Genomic DNA, 16,467 nt, shown 5'->3' with positions numbered 1-16,467 from the left:
TGCTGGGCCATCGGCAGCAATGATCGATGGGTGGACGGCGCGGCATTATTGAAGGCGTCAGATCCAGCGAGCGCGCTTGAACCGAATGAAAAGCGCGATGCACATGACGGCGATGACTGCCAAAACGACAAAATAGCCGTAGCTGGTTTTCAGCTCCGGCATATTGTCGAAATTCATTCCGTAGATGCCGGCGATCGCCGTCGGAACCGCGAGAATGGCGGCCCAGGCCGCCAGTTGCCGCGTGATCGTGCCTTGTCTTTGCTGTTCCAGCAGATTGCTCGCCTCGAAAACCGACGTGATCACGTCGCGCAAGCTTGCGACCATCGTTTCGACGCGGTGCATGTGCTGCAGTGCGTCCCGGAAATAGGGCTTGGCTTCCCTGTCAAGCGACGGCAAATCGAGGTGATAGAGCTTCCCGCAAAGGTCGAGCATTGCGTCCAGCACCCGCTGGAACAGGATGATTTCCCGCCGCAGCTTGAAAATGCGCTTGATCTGGTTGCGGTCCAGAAACGCATCGAGCATCTTTCTTTCCATGTCGAGCACGGAATCCTCGATCGTACGCACAATGGGAAGATAGCCGTCGATAATGAAATCGAGAATGGCGTGCAGGATGTAATCGGTACCATGGCACAGCGTCTGCGGCGATGTTTCCAGCCTGCCGCGCAGCTCTTGATGTCCGCGCTCCGAGCCATTGCGGACCGTTATGATATAGCGCTTGCCGACGAAAATCGCTGTTTCACCATAGGTGATATGGTCGGCCTCCAGCTGCGCCGTCTTCGCGATGACGAACAGCTGATCGTCATAGACGCTGAGCTTCGGCATCTGCAGCGGACTGAGCGCGTCGGCGATCGAGAGTTCGTGAAGGCCAAAACGGCTTTGCAGCATCAAAAGGTCGTCGCGGGTGGGCTTGTGCAGCCCGATCCACACGAATTCGTTGTCCAATGCGGGGATCGCCGCCTCGTCGAACGGCACGGCTTCAACCCGCCGGCCGTCACGATAGAGAAAAGATGCGGCGACGCTCATGCAGCCTCCTAGATTACCATGATCATGCGGCGCCCTTCCAGGCATGCCTTGCGCTGTGATACCCGCAATCTCACGACCCTTTTGTGACTATGCGACACCGCCGGCCGGGTTTGCCGGATCGTGGTCAGGCATCATCACGTGTGACGCACCTTTGTGGAGTTTCGGTCGGTGCCGTGATATGAGACGGCTATGACCTTATCGAACGATTTTGATTGCCAGTCATGCGGTGCGTGCTGTTCGTTTTCCGCCGATTGGCCACGATTCTCCATGGAAAGCGAAGCCGCCCTCGATCTGTTGCCGGCACGTTTCGTCGCGGCGGACGAAGGAGGAATGCGTTGTGAAGGATCCCGTTGTTCTGCCTTGTCCGGGCAGGTCGGTGTCGGCACATCCTGCATGGTCTACGAGATCAGGCCTGACGTTTGTCGCGAATGCCTTCCGGGAGACGATGCCTGCTTGATGGCGCGTGACGCTTTCGCATTGAATTCCGCGTAGAGTTCGCCGACATTTCTGTCCCGTCCCCGGCGATCGGATGCCGACTATTCACCGCGTCTGAGGTGGTTCACCGGCCGATCCCCGAGGCGTAGGTACACGGATCGGTCCTGAATCGCCAAAACCTACATCTGCGACATGTCATCCAGCAGGTTTTGCGCCAGTTCGCTGATGGCGGTTTCCGCTTCTTCCAGGCTCCAGCCGACGCTTTCGGCGCGTTTTGCAAGGCCGGCCAACACGGGCGGCAGATTGCCGCCGGCCGTCGCGACGATATCGTCCGGCGTCAGTCCCTTTGCAAGCTGCAGAAAGACTTGCTCAAGGGCTTCCTGGCAACCGATATCCCTGTCCGGATAGGGTTCGGAACTGCGCGGCCTGTTCAATACAACCATTTGATCCTCATCTTATGCTGCAGCCTGAGCGGTTGGCAGATAACTACGGCCCAGACCGCGTCCGCCGCCACCAGGGCTGCCGATCGATTTCCTGCATATACGAACGAAGGGCCCCGATCGATCGGAGCCCTTCACAGCAGAAGACGTGATCGAGTTCCCGATGGGAACCCGTTTACATCATGCCGCCCATGCCGCCCATGTCAGGCATGCCGCCGCCGGCAGCATCCTTCTTGGGCAGGTCGGCAATCATGGCTTCCGTCGTCACCAGCAGGCCGGCAACCGAAGCCGCGTTCTGCAGAGCCGTGCGAACGACCTTGACCGGATCGACGATGCCCATGGTGATCATGTCGCCAAATTCGCCGGTCTGGGCGTTGTAACCGAAGTTGTCGGTATCGCTTTCCAGGATCTTGCCGACCACGATCGAGCCTTCGCTACCGGCGTTCTCGGCAATCTGACGTACCAGGGACTGCAAGGCCTTGCGGATGATGCTGATCCCGGCATTCTGATCGTCATTCTCGCCCTTGATGTCGAGAACGATCGAGGCGCGAAGCAGGGCCGTGCCGCCGCCAGGCACGATGCCTTCTTCGACTGCTGCACGCGTTGCATTGAGGGCGTCGTCGATACGGTCCTTCTTTTCCTTGACTTCGATTTCCGTCGAGCCGCCGACGCGGATCACGGCAACGCCGCCGGCGAGCTTGGCCAGACGTTCCTGCAGCTTTTCGCGGTCGTAGTCCGAGGTGGTTTCCTCGATCTGAGCCTTGATCTGACCGATGCGCCCGTCAATATCCGCCTTAGTGCCCGCACCATCGACGACGGTGGTGTTCTCCTTGGTGATCGAGACCTTCTTGGCGCGGCCGAGCATCTCGAGCGTGACGTTCTCGAGCTTGATGCCGAGGTCCTCCGAAATCACGGTGCCGCCGGTCAGGATCGCCAGATCCTCCAGCATGGCCTTGCGGCGGTCGCCGAAGCCCGGAGCCTTGACGGCAGCGATCTTGAGGCCGCCACGCAGCTTGTTGACGACGAGCGTCGCAAGAGCTTCGCCTTCGACGTCCTCGGAAATGATCAGCAGCGGTTTGCCGCTCTGGACGACTGCTTCCAAGATAGGAAGCATCGCCTGCAGGTTGGAGAGCTTCTTTTCGTGCAGCAGCACGTAGGCATCTTCCAGCTCAGCCACCATCTTTTCCGGGTTGGTGACGAAGTAGGGCGACAGGTAGCCGCGGTCGAACTGCATACCTTCGACGACTTCGAGTTCGGTTTCGGCGGTCTTGGCTTCTTCGACGGTGATCACACCCTCATTGCCGACCTTCTGCATCGCGTCGGCGATATACTGGCCGATTTCCTTCTCGCCGTTTGCGGAGATCGTGCCGACCTGGGCAATCTCTTCCGATGTGTTGATCTTCTTGGCCTTGGCAAGCAGGTCCTTGACGACAGCAGTGACAGCAAGATCGATGCCGCGCTTCAGGTCCATCGGGTTCATGCCGGCTGCAACGGCCTTGCCGCCTTCGCGAACGATCGCCTGGGCAAGAACGGTAGCAGTCGTGGTGCCGTCGCCGGCGACGTCGTTGGTCTTCGAAGCGACTTCGCGGACCATCTGGGCGCCCATGTTCTCGAACTTGTCGTCAAGTTCGATTTCCTTGGCGACGGCAACGCCGTCCTTGGTGATCCGCGGTGCGCCGTAGGATTTGTCGATCACGACGTTGCGGCCCTTCGGACCGAGCGTGACCTTGACTGCGTCGGCGAGAATATCGACGCCGCGCAGCAGCTTCTCGCGTGCATCACGGCCGAATTTGATCTGTTTGGCAGACATGGAAAAACTCCCGGGCCGTTGGCCCCATGGTCTTCGTCAAAAGGAAATAAGGAAGCGGCCGAAGATCAGGCGATGACGCCCATGACGTCTGCTTCCTTCATGATCAACAGGTCTTCGCCATTGAACTTGATCTCGGTGCCGGACCACTTGCCGAACAGGATGCGATCGCCTGCCTTGACATCGAGGGGAACGATCTTGCCGCTCTCGTCGCGGGTGCCGGTGCCGACGGCGACGATTTCGCCTTCCTGCGGTTTTTCCTTGGCGGTGTCGGGAATGATGATGCCGCCCTTGGTCTTGGCTTCAGCCTCGATACGGCGCACGACGACGCGGTCGTGCAACGGCCGAAAATTGGTATTGTTCATTTTGGGTTCCTTAGCGAGAGCGCAGCCCAATGGCGGGTTCCCGATCGGATATCCTTAGCAGTCTTATGCCGGGAGTGCTAGCGCCATTCGCGCCTTGGCGGTGATCCGGCATCGGCGGCGACGCCGTCTCTCTTTGCCAGAGGACGGGCGGGCGACATCGAGACCGCCAGTGGATCACTGCAACATGTTTAGCAGAAGCCGTTGAGCTTGAGGATCTTATGGGCGTCGATCGACGCCTGAAGCTGATCCTCCGAGTTGCGCTCTCCATGGTTCGCGTCCGGATGATGCATCTTGAGCCTTTGCTTGTAGCGGCTTCTGATCTCCTCCGGCGTTGCATCCGGCGAAAGGCCGAGCGTCTCGAAAGCCTTGGCTTCCAGTACCTTGAGCTTGCGTCGCTGAAGATCCACGTTTGCGGCTTGGCGTTGTGCAGCGCTTTTGCGTGCGTTCGTCGCCTTTGCCGAACCGGAGCGGGCCATGGAGGGGAGCGGCATTTCCGAGGCCTTATTGATACCGGTACCCCAGGTCGGGCGGCTGCCGCTTGCCGCTTCCCTCTGATAGCGGGCGATCAAAGGGTCGGAGAGGTTTGGCGCAAAGTTATAACCTTTGCCGTATTCCTTTACATGCTCAGGACAGAACAGCAGATAAAGCCCTTCGGCATCCCGCCCGACAGGAGCGCGATGAGTGCCACCCTTTTCGCATCCGTCCCACTGGCATTTCGGATGGTTGGGTTCGTGGTGCGGAGCCGGTTTTTTGCGGATCGACCGTAGGCCGACAAATATCTTTGAATCAGACGTCATCGCGCCTTATATGGCGGTCCTGCACCAGCAGGCAAGGAGTATGGACAGGCCAACCACAGAGCAGTCCGTTGCTGCGGCAGTTCTGCGCCCAGCCGAGCGGGCTGAGGTCAGAGCCCTTTTCGGTAAGTTGCTGTGCCCTGGAACGCAAATCCACCGGGACGTCAAAACTAAAAGTTGACTTATGGGCGGATAGCCCCTATTTACGGTTTATCGATCTTTTGCTTGCTGAACTTTGGTTTCCGCGCGATTAGCACCGCGCCTGACGAACTTCCCTTTCAAAATCAATCGCTATCACCATCCGCAGGGCTTTGGCTCTGGGGTCACTCAATCTTGCTTTGAAAGGGTTCATCATCATGACCACAGGCACAGTTAAATGGTTCAATTCCACCAAGGGCTTCGGCTTTATCCAGCCTGACAATGGCGGCGCTGATGCGTTCGTACACATTTCCGCCGTCGAGCGCGCCGGAATGCGGGAAATCGTCGAGGGCCAGAAGGTCAGCTACGAACTCGAACGCGACGCAAAGTCCGGTAAGATGTCGGCTTGCAACCTGCAGGCTGCCTAACCAAAAGCGGCTTCCGCTTTGACCACGGATGTACTGGCACCGCTGGAAGCTGATTTTTTTAAGGCCGGGCATTATGTCCGGCCTTTTACATTGGGAGGCCGGAACATTGTGATGATGTTCCGGCCTCGTTTGTCATTGGGGTGATGCAATACCGGGGCCGCGCGCAGCCGCCGGACATCCCGACCGGGACCGGAGCAATTGCGCAGCGCAATCCATGCGGCGAGGGCTATGGACGGTCACGGCTTTACTCTCCGGAATGTCACACGTGATGTTGCCCTGACGTTCGGGCACATGTCCGAGAAAATACACCCAGCCGATTGAACACTATGCTGATAGATGCTGGCCATCATTGCCGAGGCGATATAGAAGCCAGATTCAGCAACAGGCAGATCGCGATGGATGACTCGATCAAGATAGACAATCGCGGCGACTTCGGGCTCTGGGCCATCGAAGTGGCCAAGCAGATCGTCAGCGAACAGGGTTTCGACCTGGCCAACGCGTCGCGGAGCGGCACGGAGGACGAGCTACGCGTCGCCGGCAATGCGCTGGGGCAGGCGATCACCAATGCACTCATCGAGGTGTATGACGGTCTGCTCGAAGGCGTGCCTGAAGAATAGCGCCGCGCTTATTCCGAGACAAGAGCACGTGTGTTCTACGGAAACGGGAAAGGCCGCCAGCTGGCCAGCGACCTTTCTTCGGCTGCGATAGAAACAGGCGATTATTCGGCAGGCTGGCCCGACGGTATCAATACCGCGTTTTCGGCGTCGGCGCCGCCTGCCATGACGGCTGCAAACTGTGTCCGGTCCAACTCGTTTTCCCAGCGCGCGACAACGACGGTCGCGACCGCATTGCCGATCAGGTTCGTGAGCGCCCGGCATTCCGACATGAAGCGATCAATGCCGAGGATCAGCGCCATGCCCGCGACCGGCACGGATGGAACGACCGAAAGGGTCGCCGCCAGGGTGATGAAGCCGGCGCCGGTAATGCCTGCAGCTCCTTTCGAGCTCAGCATCGCGACCAACAGCAGCAGGACCTGGTCGCCGAGCGTGATCGGCGTGTCGGTCGCCTGTGCGATGAAGAGCGCGGCAAGCGTCATATAGATGTTCGTGCCGTCGAGATTGAAGGAATAACCGGTCGGAATAACCAGGCCGACCACCGAGCGCTTGCAGCCGGCGCGTTCCATCTTGGCCATCAGGCCGGGCAATGCCGCTTCCGACGAAGAGGTGCCGAGCACAAGAAGCAGTTCTTCCTTGATGTAGCGGATAAGCGAGATGATCGAGAAGCCGTTGTATCGGGCGACGGCACCAAGGACGACCAGAACGAAGAGAAGCGAGGTGAGATAGAAAGTGCCGATCAGCATGGCAAGGTTGGCAATCGAATCAATGCCATATTTGCCGATGGTAAAAGCCATGGCGCCGAAAGCGCCGATCGGGGCCGCCTTCATCAGGATGGTCACGAGACGGAAGATCGGCGCGGTCAATGCCTGCAGGAAATCGAGAACAGGACGGCCGCGTTCGCCGACCATGCCAAGCGCGATGCCGAACAGAACCGAGAAGAACAGCACCTGCAGGATATCACCCTGTGCGAAGGCGCCGACGATCGTGTCCGGGATGATGTTCATCAGAAAGCCGGCGATCGTGGCGTCATGGGCCTTCGCCGTATAGGTCGCCACTGCCTTGGCGTCGAGCGTGGCCGGATCTATGTGCATGCCGGCACCGGGTTGGACGATATTCGAGACGAGGAGGCCAACGGCGAGCGCAAGCGTCGAAAAGGCCAGGAAGTAGATCATCGCCTTGCCCGCGACACGCCCGACCTTTTGCAGGTCGGCCATGCCGGCGATACCGGTTGCCACCGTCAGGAAGATCACCGGCGCGATAATCATCTTCACCAGCTTGATGAAGGCATCGCCGAGCGGCTTCAGCGAAGCGCCGACATCCGGGTAGAAATGACCGAGCAGGATGCCGGCGGCAATTGCCACGAGAACCCGAAAATAAAGGTGGCGGTAGAAAGGAAGTTTGTCGTGCGTTGGCACATCGGAGATCGTTGCGTTCATCATGTCCTCCATGGCGCCCCAACCAATTGGCCTCCCGGGGCAGTGGCGTTACTGTTGCTGCAGGTGTGCTGCTGGCTTTGCTGGAGCAACATGCATGCCAGAGAGGCGGCTGATGCCTAACCCATTGATTCTCCACATTCGGACTGAGCGACGGAAGTGGTTCCTGAAATCTGCCGTGCGGATTTCCGCCATTGGTCTTTGCTTTTTATGCGGATTTATGCACACATCCGGCGATGCTTGAGCAGCGCGACCGAGAAAAATCTGTCAAGAATCCCGCCTTCGCGTGGACACCATGGCCTGTCTTTGCCTTCGCCGCTGCCGCGATCCTGATATCCGCTCTTTATGCCGCCGGTCTTTACGGCCGCAATTCCGCAGTCGCAGCGCTCCTCGACCAGGGCCGCGCCGATGCCAACCTCAAGGTTGCGCTGCTGCGTGCGGTGCTGGAAAGACCGCGAGCGCTTCCCCTGCTTCTGGCCGAGGATCAACAGGTGGTCGGCGCGCTGGCGTCGAGAAACACCCAGACCGTCGGCGCCCTGGACCGAAAATTGGAGGGGCTCGTGGCCGGCACCCATGCCTCCGTTCTCTACGTCACGGGCAGGGATGGCGTTGCGGTCGCATCCAGCAACTGGCGCGAACCCTTGAGCTTCGTCGGCAACGACTATTCCTTCCGGGAATATTTCCAGCGGGCGATGGAGAACGGAACGGCAGAGCACTTCGCCTTGGGCAGCGTCAGCAAGCGACCTGGCCTGTACATCTCGCGGCGCGCCGAAAATCAGGCCGGTGCGCTCGGCGTCGTTGTCGTGAAGATGGAATTCGACCAGCTCGAAGGCGATTGGCACGACGCCAACCGTCCCGTCTATGTCACCGACGCCGATGGTGTCGTCTTGATCACCAGCATTCCGTCCTGGCGCTTCATGACCGCCGCGCCGCTGCCTGCGGAACGGCTTGGCGCCATCCGCCAAAGTCTTCAATTCGGGAACGCGCCATTGGCGCCCCTTCCGATCGTGCGGCAGGAACCGCTTTCGGAGGGGGCATCGATCGTTTCGGCGGTTTTGCCGGGAACGAGCACAGGAGAGTATCTTCGCCTTCTGACGCCGGTTCCTTCGACATCGTGGCGCCTTGAATACCTCGTGCCGACCGAACCTTCGGTCGCAGCTGCGGTCCGCGAAGCGCGCCTGCTCGCACTTGCGGTGCTCGTTCCGATCCTGGCACTGATCGCATTCCTTTTGAGGCGGCGGCAGATGATCAGCATTCGCATCGCCGCGGAGAAGAACCTGCGCGTGGAACTGGAGCGCCGTGTCGCGGAACGGACCGTGGATCTGAGCCGCGCGAGGGACCTCCTGCAGGAAGAGATCGCCGACCATCGCAGCACCGAGTCGAAGCTGCAGGTCGTGCAGCAGGAACTCGTGCAGGCAAATCGCCTTGCGATCCTTGGCCAGGTTGCGGCCGGGGTTGCCCATGAAATCAACCAGCCGGTCGCAACGATCCGGGCCTATGCCGACAATGCACGCGTCTTCCTGCGGCGGAACCGGAAAGCCTCGGCGGAGGAAAATCTCGGCGAGATCGCCGCCCTGACCGAGCGGATCGGCATGATCACGGAGGAACTCAAGGCCTTCGGACGCAAGGGACGAACGCCGCCCGAAGCCGTCGATCTGCGGGGCGCTATCGAAGGCGCGGTGGTTCTTTTGAGGAGCCGCTTTGCCGGGCGGCTCGACATACTCCGGATCGACCTGCCACCGCCCGGCCTTGCCGTCACCGGCAATCGCGTCCGCCTCGAACAGGTGCTGATCAATCTGTTCCAGAATGCCTTGGAAGCGCTGGAGGGCAGAACCGAGGCAAGTGTGGATGTCTCCGCGGAGACACTGGCGGACCAGATCGTGATCCGGGTCTCTGACAATGGTCCCGGTATTGATCCATTGGTCAGAAGTTCGCTTTTTTCGCCCTTCAACACGTCCAAGGAAAAAGGCCTCGGCCTCGGGCTGGTCATCTCGAAGGACATCGTCGCAGACTATGGCGGTCGCATCGAGGTCGAAAGCAGCGAAACCGGCACGACTTTCATTGTCTATCTGCGCAAGGCGGTATCATGAGCAATCCAACACCTGTCGTTCTGGTTGACGACGATGCCGACCTTCTCAAGGCGACCGCCCAGACGATCGAGCTTGCGGGCTTTGCGGTCTCCCGATTTTCGAGGGCGTCCGACGCCCTCGTCCAGATCGACGACGGTTTCGCGGGCGTCGTCGTTTCCGACATCCGCATGCCCGAGATCGACGGGCTGCAGCTCTTCGACCGCGTCCGCAAACTCGATCCGGACCTTCCCGTCATCCTGATGACCGGCCATGGCGACATCCCGATGGCCGTCAAGGCGATGCAGGATGGGGCTTACGACTTCATCACCAAACCTTTCGCCGCAGACCGCCTGGTGCAGGCCATTCGCCGGGCTGCCGAAAAACGGCTGCTGATCCTGGAGAACAGGACGCTCCGCGATGTGGCCGAACAGGCACGCGACGACCTGCCGCTCATCGGTCAGACCGCGGCCATGGAGCGGCTGCGAAGAACGCTTCGCCAGATTGCCGATACCGACGTCGACGTTCTGGTGACCGGAGAGACCGGCAGCGGCAAGGAGGTTGTTGCCAACCTGATCCATCGCTGGAGCCGGCGGTCCAAGGGCAGTTTCGTCGCGCTCAATTGCGGCGCGCTTCCCGAAACCATCATCGAAAGCGAATTGTTTGGCCACGAGCCCGGCGCCTTTACCGGCGCACAGAAAAAACGTGTCGGCAGGATCGAATATTCGAGTGGCGGCACCCTCTTCCTCGACGAAATCGAAAGCATGCCCCCCGCCACGCAAATCCATATGCTGCGCGTCCTGGAGGCGCGTGAGGTGGCACCTCTCGGCACCAATGAGACACGGCCGATCGACCTGAGGGTCGTGGCGGCCGCCAAGGTCGATCTTGGCGATCCCTCGCAACGCGGCGCATTTCGCGAGGACCTCTATTACCGCCTCAACGTCGTCACCATCTCCATTCCGCCACTGCGTGAACGGCGCGACGACATCCTCCTCCTCTTCGGATTCTTTTGCGAACGGGCCGCCAAGCGGTTCAACCGCCAAACACCCGCTCTGTCATCTTCTGCCCGCCATCACCTCGAAACCCATCATTGGCCCGGCAACGTTCGCGAACTGTCCCACTTTGCAGAGCGTTTCGTCCTCGGGCTTGCAGGGGAGGACAACGGGGCGTTGATGCCATCGGAGGCGGCCACCCTGACGCTGCCCCAGCGTCTCAACCAGCATGAAGCGGAAATCCTCCGGGAGACGCTGGCCAGCAACGGAGGCGATGTCCGCCGTTCGATCGAGGCGCTCGGAATTCCGCGAAAGACCTTTTACGACAAGCTCCAACGGCACGGGATCGAGCGTGCCTCCTTCGACCAAGCTGTCAAGCCGGCCAGATAGAGATCAAGGCCGCAAGCAGCCTTTGTCGGCGCGCTTGCGATACCGAGGCGGAAAGCCACATCAGCCGCCATCGTCAGCGTCCGGTTTCGGCATCTGCATGGTGGCAGGCGGTCAGCAACCCCGGGGCAGCCGTTCTTGCCGTCAGGCCAGGCTCCTGTTCGGCGCAGATCGAAGTGGCCTTCCAGCAGCGCGTCCGAAATCGGCATCCGCTCGGCGGATTGGCAGGGCTTGGCAGATCGCCTTCCAGGACGATGCGCTTGCGATGCCCGCGGAGCCTTGGGTCCGGCGTCGGAACGGCCGACATCAAGGCCTGCGTATAGGGATGTGCCGGCGCGCTGAAGATCGATTGCTTCGGCCCGGTCTCGATGATCTTGCCGAGATACATGACCATCACACGATCCGAGACGTGCCGCACAACGGCAAGGTCGTGCGCGACGAAAAGCATCGCCAGATTGCGCTCGCGCCTCAGCCTGGCGAGCAGATTGACGACCTGTGCCTGAACCGAGACGTCGAGCGCGGAAACCGGCTCGTCGCAGACGAGGAGCGTCGGGTTGAGCGTCAGGGCGCGCGCGATTCCAAGCCGCTGCCGCTGGCCACCTGAAAATTCGGAAGGATAGCGGTCCGCATGTTCCGCACGCAGCCCCACGGATTCAAGCAGCTTGACCGTCTCTTCCCGCCAGCGGGCTTTCGGCACGGCGCCGGGATGCAGCGCCCACGGTTCGGAGATCAGCCGGTCGACCCGCATGCGCGGATTAAGCGACTGGTAGGGGTCCTGGAAGACGACCTGCATCTTGCGGCGCAACTCATGCAGCTCGCTTCCGCTCGCTCTGGTGATTTCCACGCCATCGAGAATGGCGCTGCCGCTGGTCGCCGGCCCCAGCTTCAGGAGCGTCCTGACCAGGGAAGTCTTGCCGCAGCCGCTTTCACCGACCAGGCCGAGCGTCTCTCCGCGGGCGATCTCGAAGCTGACGTCGTCGACTGCGCGCACGGGCGTCGCGCCGCTACCGAAATGCCGGGAAAGGTTTTCGACTTTGAGAAGGGGCTGGTTCATGCTGGCGATACCGGGAAATGGCAGGCGGCCTGGCGGCCCGGCCCCACGGTTTCAAGGGGGGGGATGACCTCGGCGCAGAGCCCTTCGGCGCGCGGACAGCGCGTCCTGAACGCGCAGCCTGAAGGAAGGGCGACGGGATTGGGCGCCGAACCGGGGATCGGCACCAGTTCGTCGTCATTGGTATCCAGGCGCGGCTGCGAGGCGAGCAGGCCGACGCTGTAGGGATGTCGCGGATCTTCGAAAAGTTCGAAGACATTTGCGGTCTCGACGATCCGGCCGGCATACATGACGGCCACGCGGTCCGCGAGTTCGGCTACCACACCGAGATCGTGGGTGATGAAGATCATTCCGGCATCGCTGCGTTTTCGGATTGTCGCCAGAAGATCAACCACCTGCGCCTGGATCGTGACGTCGAGCGCCGTCGTCGGCTCGTCGGCGATGATGACATCCGGTTCGAGTGCTACGGCCATGGCGATCATGATGCGCTGGCGCATGCCACCGGAAAATTCGTGCGGATATTGCCGCGCCCGACGTTCAGGATCGGGAATGCCGATTGCGGTCAAGAGGTCGATCACGGCCTTCTCGACGCCGCCTTCGGGGTTGCGGCCGTGGATGCGGTACATCTCCGCGATCTGCCAGCCGACGGGATAGACGGGATTGAGCGCCGCAAGCGCATCCTGGAAGATGAGAGCAATCCGGCTGCCGCACAGATCCCGCCGCTCGTTGCGCGAAAGCTGCAGCAGTTCCGCCCCGTCGAAGCGGATCGACCCACGGTCGATCGCGCCCGGAGGATTGGGAACGAGGTCCATGATGGCAGATGCAGTCACGGACTTGCCGGAGCCGCTTTCGCCAAGAAGGGCCAGGACTTCACCGCGTTCCAGCGAGAAGGAGACGCCATTGAGTGCGAATATGCGGCCGGACGCCGTATCGAAACTGACTTGCAGATCCTTGACTTCGAGAAGAGCCATCAGCGCCTCCGGCTTACAAGACGCCAGTGCTGCGACGGATCGTTGACGATCCGGAACCAGTTGGCGAGCAGGTTGAAGGACATGGTTGTGAGCATGACGGCGAGGCCGGGGAAAAAGCCGAGCCACCAGGCGGACGACAGATAGCCCTGGCCCTGGGCGACCATCAGGCCCCAGCTTACCGAAGGCGGCTGGATGCCGAGGCCGAGATAGCTCAGGCCGGATTCGAACAACATGACCATGGCGAGATTGACCGAGGCGAGCGTCAGCATGGTGGGTGCGACGCTGGGGAGGATATGGGTGCGCAGGATCCAGGTCGGCCCGCCACCAAAGACACGCGCCGCATCGACGAAAAGTCGTTCGCGGACCTCGAGCGTTTCTGCCCTTGCGACGCGGATATAGGCCGGCATGCGGGTGATGGCGAGCACGATCACGAGGTTGCTGACGCTCGGACCGAACAGATAGAGGCCGAAGAGTGCCACCAGCAGGGTCGGGAAACCGAGGATGATATCGCAGATCCGCATGATGACGTTTCCGACGATGCCGCCGAAATAACCGGCGATCACACCCAGCAGCGTTCCGCCGATCAGGCTTGTCAGAACGGTCACCACCGCGATGCCGATCGTCGTCGAAGCCGCCTGGATGAGGCGGACGAGGAGCGGCCGTCCGAGTGCGTCGGCTCCGAGCCACAAGGTCCAAGACTGGCCGAAGTCGAACGGCGGCAGGTTGCGCGCCTTCAGTGAAATGCGGTTGTCGCCCAGAAGCGACAGGGAATCGGTGAGGATGGCGAGCACGACGATCAGCAGCCAGATCGTTGCCGCGACGGCCATCGGGTCACCCGCGAGCGCACGCAGGAGCCAGAGGATGCGGCGGCTACGGCGCTCGCGGGTCGGGAGGAATTCGGCGGACGTGTCGGTCATTCGACCCTCACGCGCGGATCGATCGAGGCATAGAGCATGTCGACCAGGATATTGATGACAAAGATCACGACAGCCACGGCAAAGATCGATGCCTGGACGATCGCGAAGTCGCGTTTCAGAATGCCGTCGATCAGAAGTTTGCCGATGCCGGGAAACCCGAAGACCACCTCGACGACGCCGCCACCGCCGGCGAACTGGGCGGCAAGGTCGCCGGTCACCGTGACTGCGGGAAGGAGAGCATTGCGGAGCGCGTGCACGAAGGTGACCCGTCCGTCACGCGCGCCCTTGGCCCGCGCCGTCCGGACGAATGTCGCATTGAGCGCTTCAATCATCGAGCCGCGGACGATCTGCACCAGAGTTCCGAAAGGCCGGGCAAACAGGCAGGCGACGGGCAGCACCCAGTAAATCGGGCCGCCGAAGCCTGATGTCGGCAGAATGCGGAAGGTGACCGCAAACAGAAGCACGCCCATCAGGCCGAGCCAGAAATCCGGCACGCTTGCGGCTGCCTGCGACAGGACATTGACGCCCCGGTCGATCCAGCCGCCGGCATTCACGGCAGCAATGGATCCCATGACGATCGCGGCGGTGAAGGCCAGAGCCAAGGCGATGGCGCCAAGCGCCAGCGTGTTCGGCAGCGCCTCCAGCACCACGTCCATGGCCGGGCGATTGTGCCAGAGAGACATTCCGAAATCGAGGCTGAGAATATCCCAAGCCCAATCGAAGAACTGGGCCAGGAGCGAGCGATCGAGCCCAAGACGGATGCGCATGGCTTCGCGCGCCGCATCCGAAGCGTCGACAGGCAGATAGAGATTGACCGGATCGCCCGTCAACCGCACGAGGAAGAAGGCGGATGTCATCAGTGCCGCAAGCGCGAGCGCCGCGAAGGCCGCACGTTTCAGGAAATAGGTGAAGGACATCCGCTCTCCTCAAGCGACATACAAGCCGTCGGCCGGACAGATCAACGGTAGCTGATCGACTTCAGCTTGATCTCGTTGCCGGCCTGCACATCAGGCGTGTAGTTCACGTTCTTGGCGACACGGGCGATCGTGACCATGTGAAAGAGCGGTGCGATGTTGACCGCATCGACGGCAATGTACTTGAAGGCTTGCTGGAACAGCCTCTTGCGCTCGTCGCCGGTTGCCTTCGAGCCATCGGCGATCAGCTTGTCGAGACCAGGGTCCGTGATGGTCGACTGGTTTCCATCGGTGGTAAAGCGGTTCGGCAGCGTGAATACGGCATCGCCTTCGGCATTGTCGATCTGCGTCTGCAGGATGGAGGGTTGGCGATCCTTGCTCCACGGCTTCAGCAGCCGCTTAAGCCACGGGCTTGTCTCGAGCATTTCAAGCCGGGCGTTGAAACCCGCATCCGCCAGCATGGCCTGAATGGCCTCCAGGCTCTCGGAGGAGTTCGGATAGATGCCGATGCGCCCGTAGATGACGATCTCCTTGTCGACCGGCACGCCATCCGCCTTGGCGGCCGCAAGCAGGGACTTCGCCTTTTCCGGATCGTAGGTCCAAACGGGAATGTCCGGATTGAAGCCGAAGACCGAGGGTGGCACGACCTGCATCGCCTTTTGAGCGTCCTTGTGGAAGATCGTTCCGATGAGGCCATCCCTGTCGATCGCGAGGTTGAGGGCTTCTCGAACGCGCTTGTCGTTGAGGGGCGCGATCTGCGCATCGATCCTCAACAGCGAAGTCTCGGCGTTCGGGAAAGCATGATCCTGTCCGGTCGTGCCGTCCTGGGGTGCGATTTCATAGGCGATCTGCGCCTCGCCGGTGTCGACCATCGCGGCGCGTACCGCGGACTCGGCGCGCCAGATGATCGTCGCGTTGGGAATTGCCGGCTTGGCGCCCCAGTAGCCTTCATAGGCTACGAGACCGACAGACTGGCCAGGTGTCCACGCAACCAGCTTGTAAGGTCCCGTCCCGGCCGGAGTGCGCGTCTTGGTGTCGCCCGGGGTTGCCGGCGAACCGATGTCCACGGCGGACAGCTTGTTCGGGAGGATCGGCTCGACGACGTCCGTCTTTATGAGGAGGGTCGTCGGGTTCACCGCTTGTGCATTGAGTTTAAGGCCCTTCAGCGTGGCGACTCCCACTTCGCAGCCCAGCGCCAGATCCTGGGCCCGCTTCAGGGCCGCGATAACCGCATTGGTATCGAACGCCTTGCCGTCGTGGAATGTCACGCCTTCGCGCAGCTTGAACTCCCAGGTCAGGCTATCGACCTGCCGCCAGCTGGTGGCGAGGCTCGGGACGACCGAACCATCCTTGGGGCTGAGATTGACGAGCGCTTCGGTGATGTTGTTGTGCAGAACGCGTGAATTGCCCGAAAGGTCCGTATCGCAGGGATCGAGCGATTTCGGCTCATCCGTCACCACGACCGTCAGCTTGTCCGGGGCCGCGCGAGCGGGAATTGCGACGCCTGCCGCCAACGATATTGCAAGCCCCATGCTCAACGCATGGATAGCCGTGATCTTCTTCATGAAAGCCCTCCTCCAAATCCAAACGAACCGCATACGGCGCCTCGGTGATCTCTTCCTCAAAGTCATCCGGGTCCGCGGGGACAACCCGCGCTCAAATGGCTTTACTTCCTCCTGCAAGTGCGTA

The 16,467-nt window shown here is 61.0% G+C and carries 16 protein-coding genes; 5 read left to right on the top strand and 11 right to left on the bottom strand.

The window, feature by feature from the left end:
* Positions 1–57: 57 nt before the first annotated feature.
* Positions 58–1,023 (bottom strand): magnesium and cobalt transport protein CorA, encoded by a 966-nt coding sequence (locus ACSQ3G_RS27355; RefSeq protein WP_046632137.1) that lies wholly within the window; start codon positions 1,021–1,023, stop codon positions 58–60.
* A gap of 189 nt (positions 1,024–1,212) precedes the next feature.
* On the opposite strand from ACSQ3G_RS27355, the gene ACSQ3G_RS27350 reads away from it, so the two are divergent.
* Positions 1,213–1,515: a YkgJ family cysteine cluster protein gene (locus ACSQ3G_RS27350; protein WP_105402734.1), complete on the top strand. Its 303-nt coding sequence runs from the start codon at positions 1,213–1,215 to the stop codon at positions 1,513–1,515.
* Between the two features lie 122 nt (positions 1,516–1,637).
* Here ACSQ3G_RS27350 and ACSQ3G_RS27345 read toward each other — a convergent pair whose 3' ends face one another.
* From ACSQ3G_RS27345 to ACSQ3G_RS27330, 4 genes are all read right to left on the bottom strand, one after another.
* Entirely contained in the window at positions 1,638–1,901 is a 264-nt protein-coding gene (locus ACSQ3G_RS27345) for a hypothetical protein (protein WP_046605884.1), read from the bottom strand.
* A 172-nt stretch (positions 1,902–2,073) separates the two neighbouring features.
* Positions 2,074–3,708 (bottom strand): chaperonin GroEL, encoded by a 1,635-nt coding sequence (groL, locus tag ACSQ3G_RS27340; protein WP_436112492.1) that lies wholly within the window; start codon positions 3,706–3,708, stop codon positions 2,074–2,076.
* A 65-nt stretch (positions 3,709–3,773) separates the two neighbouring features.
* Positions 3,774–4,070: a co-chaperone GroES gene (groES, locus tag ACSQ3G_RS27335; protein WP_037079031.1), complete on the bottom strand. Its 297-nt coding sequence runs from the start codon at positions 4,068–4,070 to the stop codon at positions 3,774–3,776.
* Between the two features lie 188 nt (positions 4,071–4,258).
* On the bottom strand, positions 4,259–4,867 hold the full coding sequence (locus ACSQ3G_RS27330) for a J domain-containing protein (RefSeq protein ID WP_105436789.1): 609 nt from the start codon (positions 4,865–4,867) through the stop codon (positions 4,259–4,261).
* 353 nt (positions 4,868–5,220) lie between these two features.
* Between ACSQ3G_RS27330 and ACSQ3G_RS27325 the strand changes: the two genes are divergently transcribed.
* Together ACSQ3G_RS27325 and ACSQ3G_RS27320 are read left to right on the top strand one after the other, a co-directional pair.
* Positions 5,221–5,430: a cold-shock protein gene (locus tag ACSQ3G_RS27325; protein ID WP_105436788.1), complete on the top strand. Its 210-nt coding sequence runs from the start codon at positions 5,221–5,223 to the stop codon at positions 5,428–5,430.
* Between the two features lie 395 nt (positions 5,431–5,825).
* Positions 5,826–6,047, top strand: a complete 222-nt coding sequence (locus ACSQ3G_RS27320; protein WP_046605889.1) for a hypothetical protein — start codon at positions 5,826–5,828, stop codon at positions 6,045–6,047.
* A gap of 101 nt (positions 6,048–6,148) precedes the next feature.
* Here ACSQ3G_RS27320 and ACSQ3G_RS27315 read toward each other — a convergent pair whose 3' ends face one another.
* Positions 6,149–7,495: a dicarboxylate/amino acid:cation symporter gene (locus ACSQ3G_RS27315; RefSeq protein WP_436112491.1), complete on the bottom strand. Its 1,347-nt coding sequence runs from the start codon at positions 7,493–7,495 to the stop codon at positions 6,149–6,151.
* A 221-nt stretch (positions 7,496–7,716) separates the two neighbouring features.
* Between ACSQ3G_RS27315 and ACSQ3G_RS27310 the strand changes: the two genes are divergently transcribed.
* Together ACSQ3G_RS27310 and ACSQ3G_RS27305 are read left to right on the top strand one after the other, a co-directional pair.
* Entirely contained in the window at positions 7,717–9,570 is a 1,854-nt protein-coding gene (locus tag ACSQ3G_RS27310; protein ID WP_436112490.1) for a sensor histidine kinase, read from the top strand.
* Positions 9,567–10,928 carry a sigma-54-dependent transcriptional regulator gene (locus ACSQ3G_RS27305; protein ID WP_436112489.1) on the top strand — a complete coding sequence of 454 codons (1,362 nt, stop codon included), beginning with the start codon at positions 9,567–9,569 and terminating at the stop codon, positions 10,926–10,928. The genes ACSQ3G_RS27310 and ACSQ3G_RS27305 overlap by 4 nt, the downstream gene beginning before the upstream one ends.
* Positions 10,929–11,001: 73 nt before the next feature.
* Here the strand turns inward: ACSQ3G_RS27305 and ACSQ3G_RS27300 are convergent, their stop codons facing one another.
* Genes ACSQ3G_RS27300 through ACSQ3G_RS27280 form a run of 5 tightly spaced genes read right to left on the bottom strand, consistent with a single transcriptional unit; the run spans position 11,002 to position 16,343 of the window.
* Positions 11,002–11,979 carry an ABC transporter ATP-binding protein gene (locus ACSQ3G_RS27300; protein ID WP_436112488.1) on the bottom strand — a complete coding sequence of 326 codons (978 nt, stop codon included), beginning with the start codon at positions 11,977–11,979 and terminating at the stop codon, positions 11,002–11,004.
* A complete protein-coding gene (locus ACSQ3G_RS27295; RefSeq protein WP_436112487.1) occupies positions 11,976–12,947 on the bottom strand; it encodes an ABC transporter ATP-binding protein in 972 nt (323 codons plus the stop codon). Before ACSQ3G_RS27295 ends, ACSQ3G_RS27300 begins: the two co-directional genes overlap by 4 nt.
* Positions 12,947–13,864: an ABC transporter permease gene (locus ACSQ3G_RS27290; RefSeq protein ID WP_436112486.1), complete on the bottom strand. Its 918-nt coding sequence runs from the start codon at positions 13,862–13,864 to the stop codon at positions 12,947–12,949. Before ACSQ3G_RS27290 ends, ACSQ3G_RS27295 begins: the two co-directional genes overlap by 1 nt.
* On the bottom strand, positions 13,861–14,781 hold the full coding sequence (locus ACSQ3G_RS27285) for an ABC transporter permease (protein WP_041364102.1): 921 nt from the start codon (positions 14,779–14,781) through the stop codon (positions 13,861–13,863). Before ACSQ3G_RS27285 ends, ACSQ3G_RS27290 begins: the two co-directional genes overlap by 4 nt.
* Positions 14,782–14,822: 41 nt before the next feature.
* The gene (locus ACSQ3G_RS27280) at positions 14,823–16,343 is read right to left on the bottom strand and encodes an ABC transporter substrate-binding protein (protein ID WP_436112485.1); all 1,521 of its coding nucleotides are present in this window, start codon (positions 16,341–16,343) and stop codon (positions 14,823–14,825) included.
* Between the last annotated feature and the right edge of the window lie 124 nt (positions 16,344–16,467).

This window comes from Neorhizobium tomejilense (genome assembly GCF_964254135.1).
Taxonomy (GTDB): domain Bacteria; phylum Pseudomonadota; class Alphaproteobacteria; order Rhizobiales; family Rhizobiaceae; genus Neorhizobium; species Neorhizobium tomejilense.
Note: the sequence above shows the minus strand (reverse complement) of the source record. Positions and strands in the feature narration are given on the sequence as shown.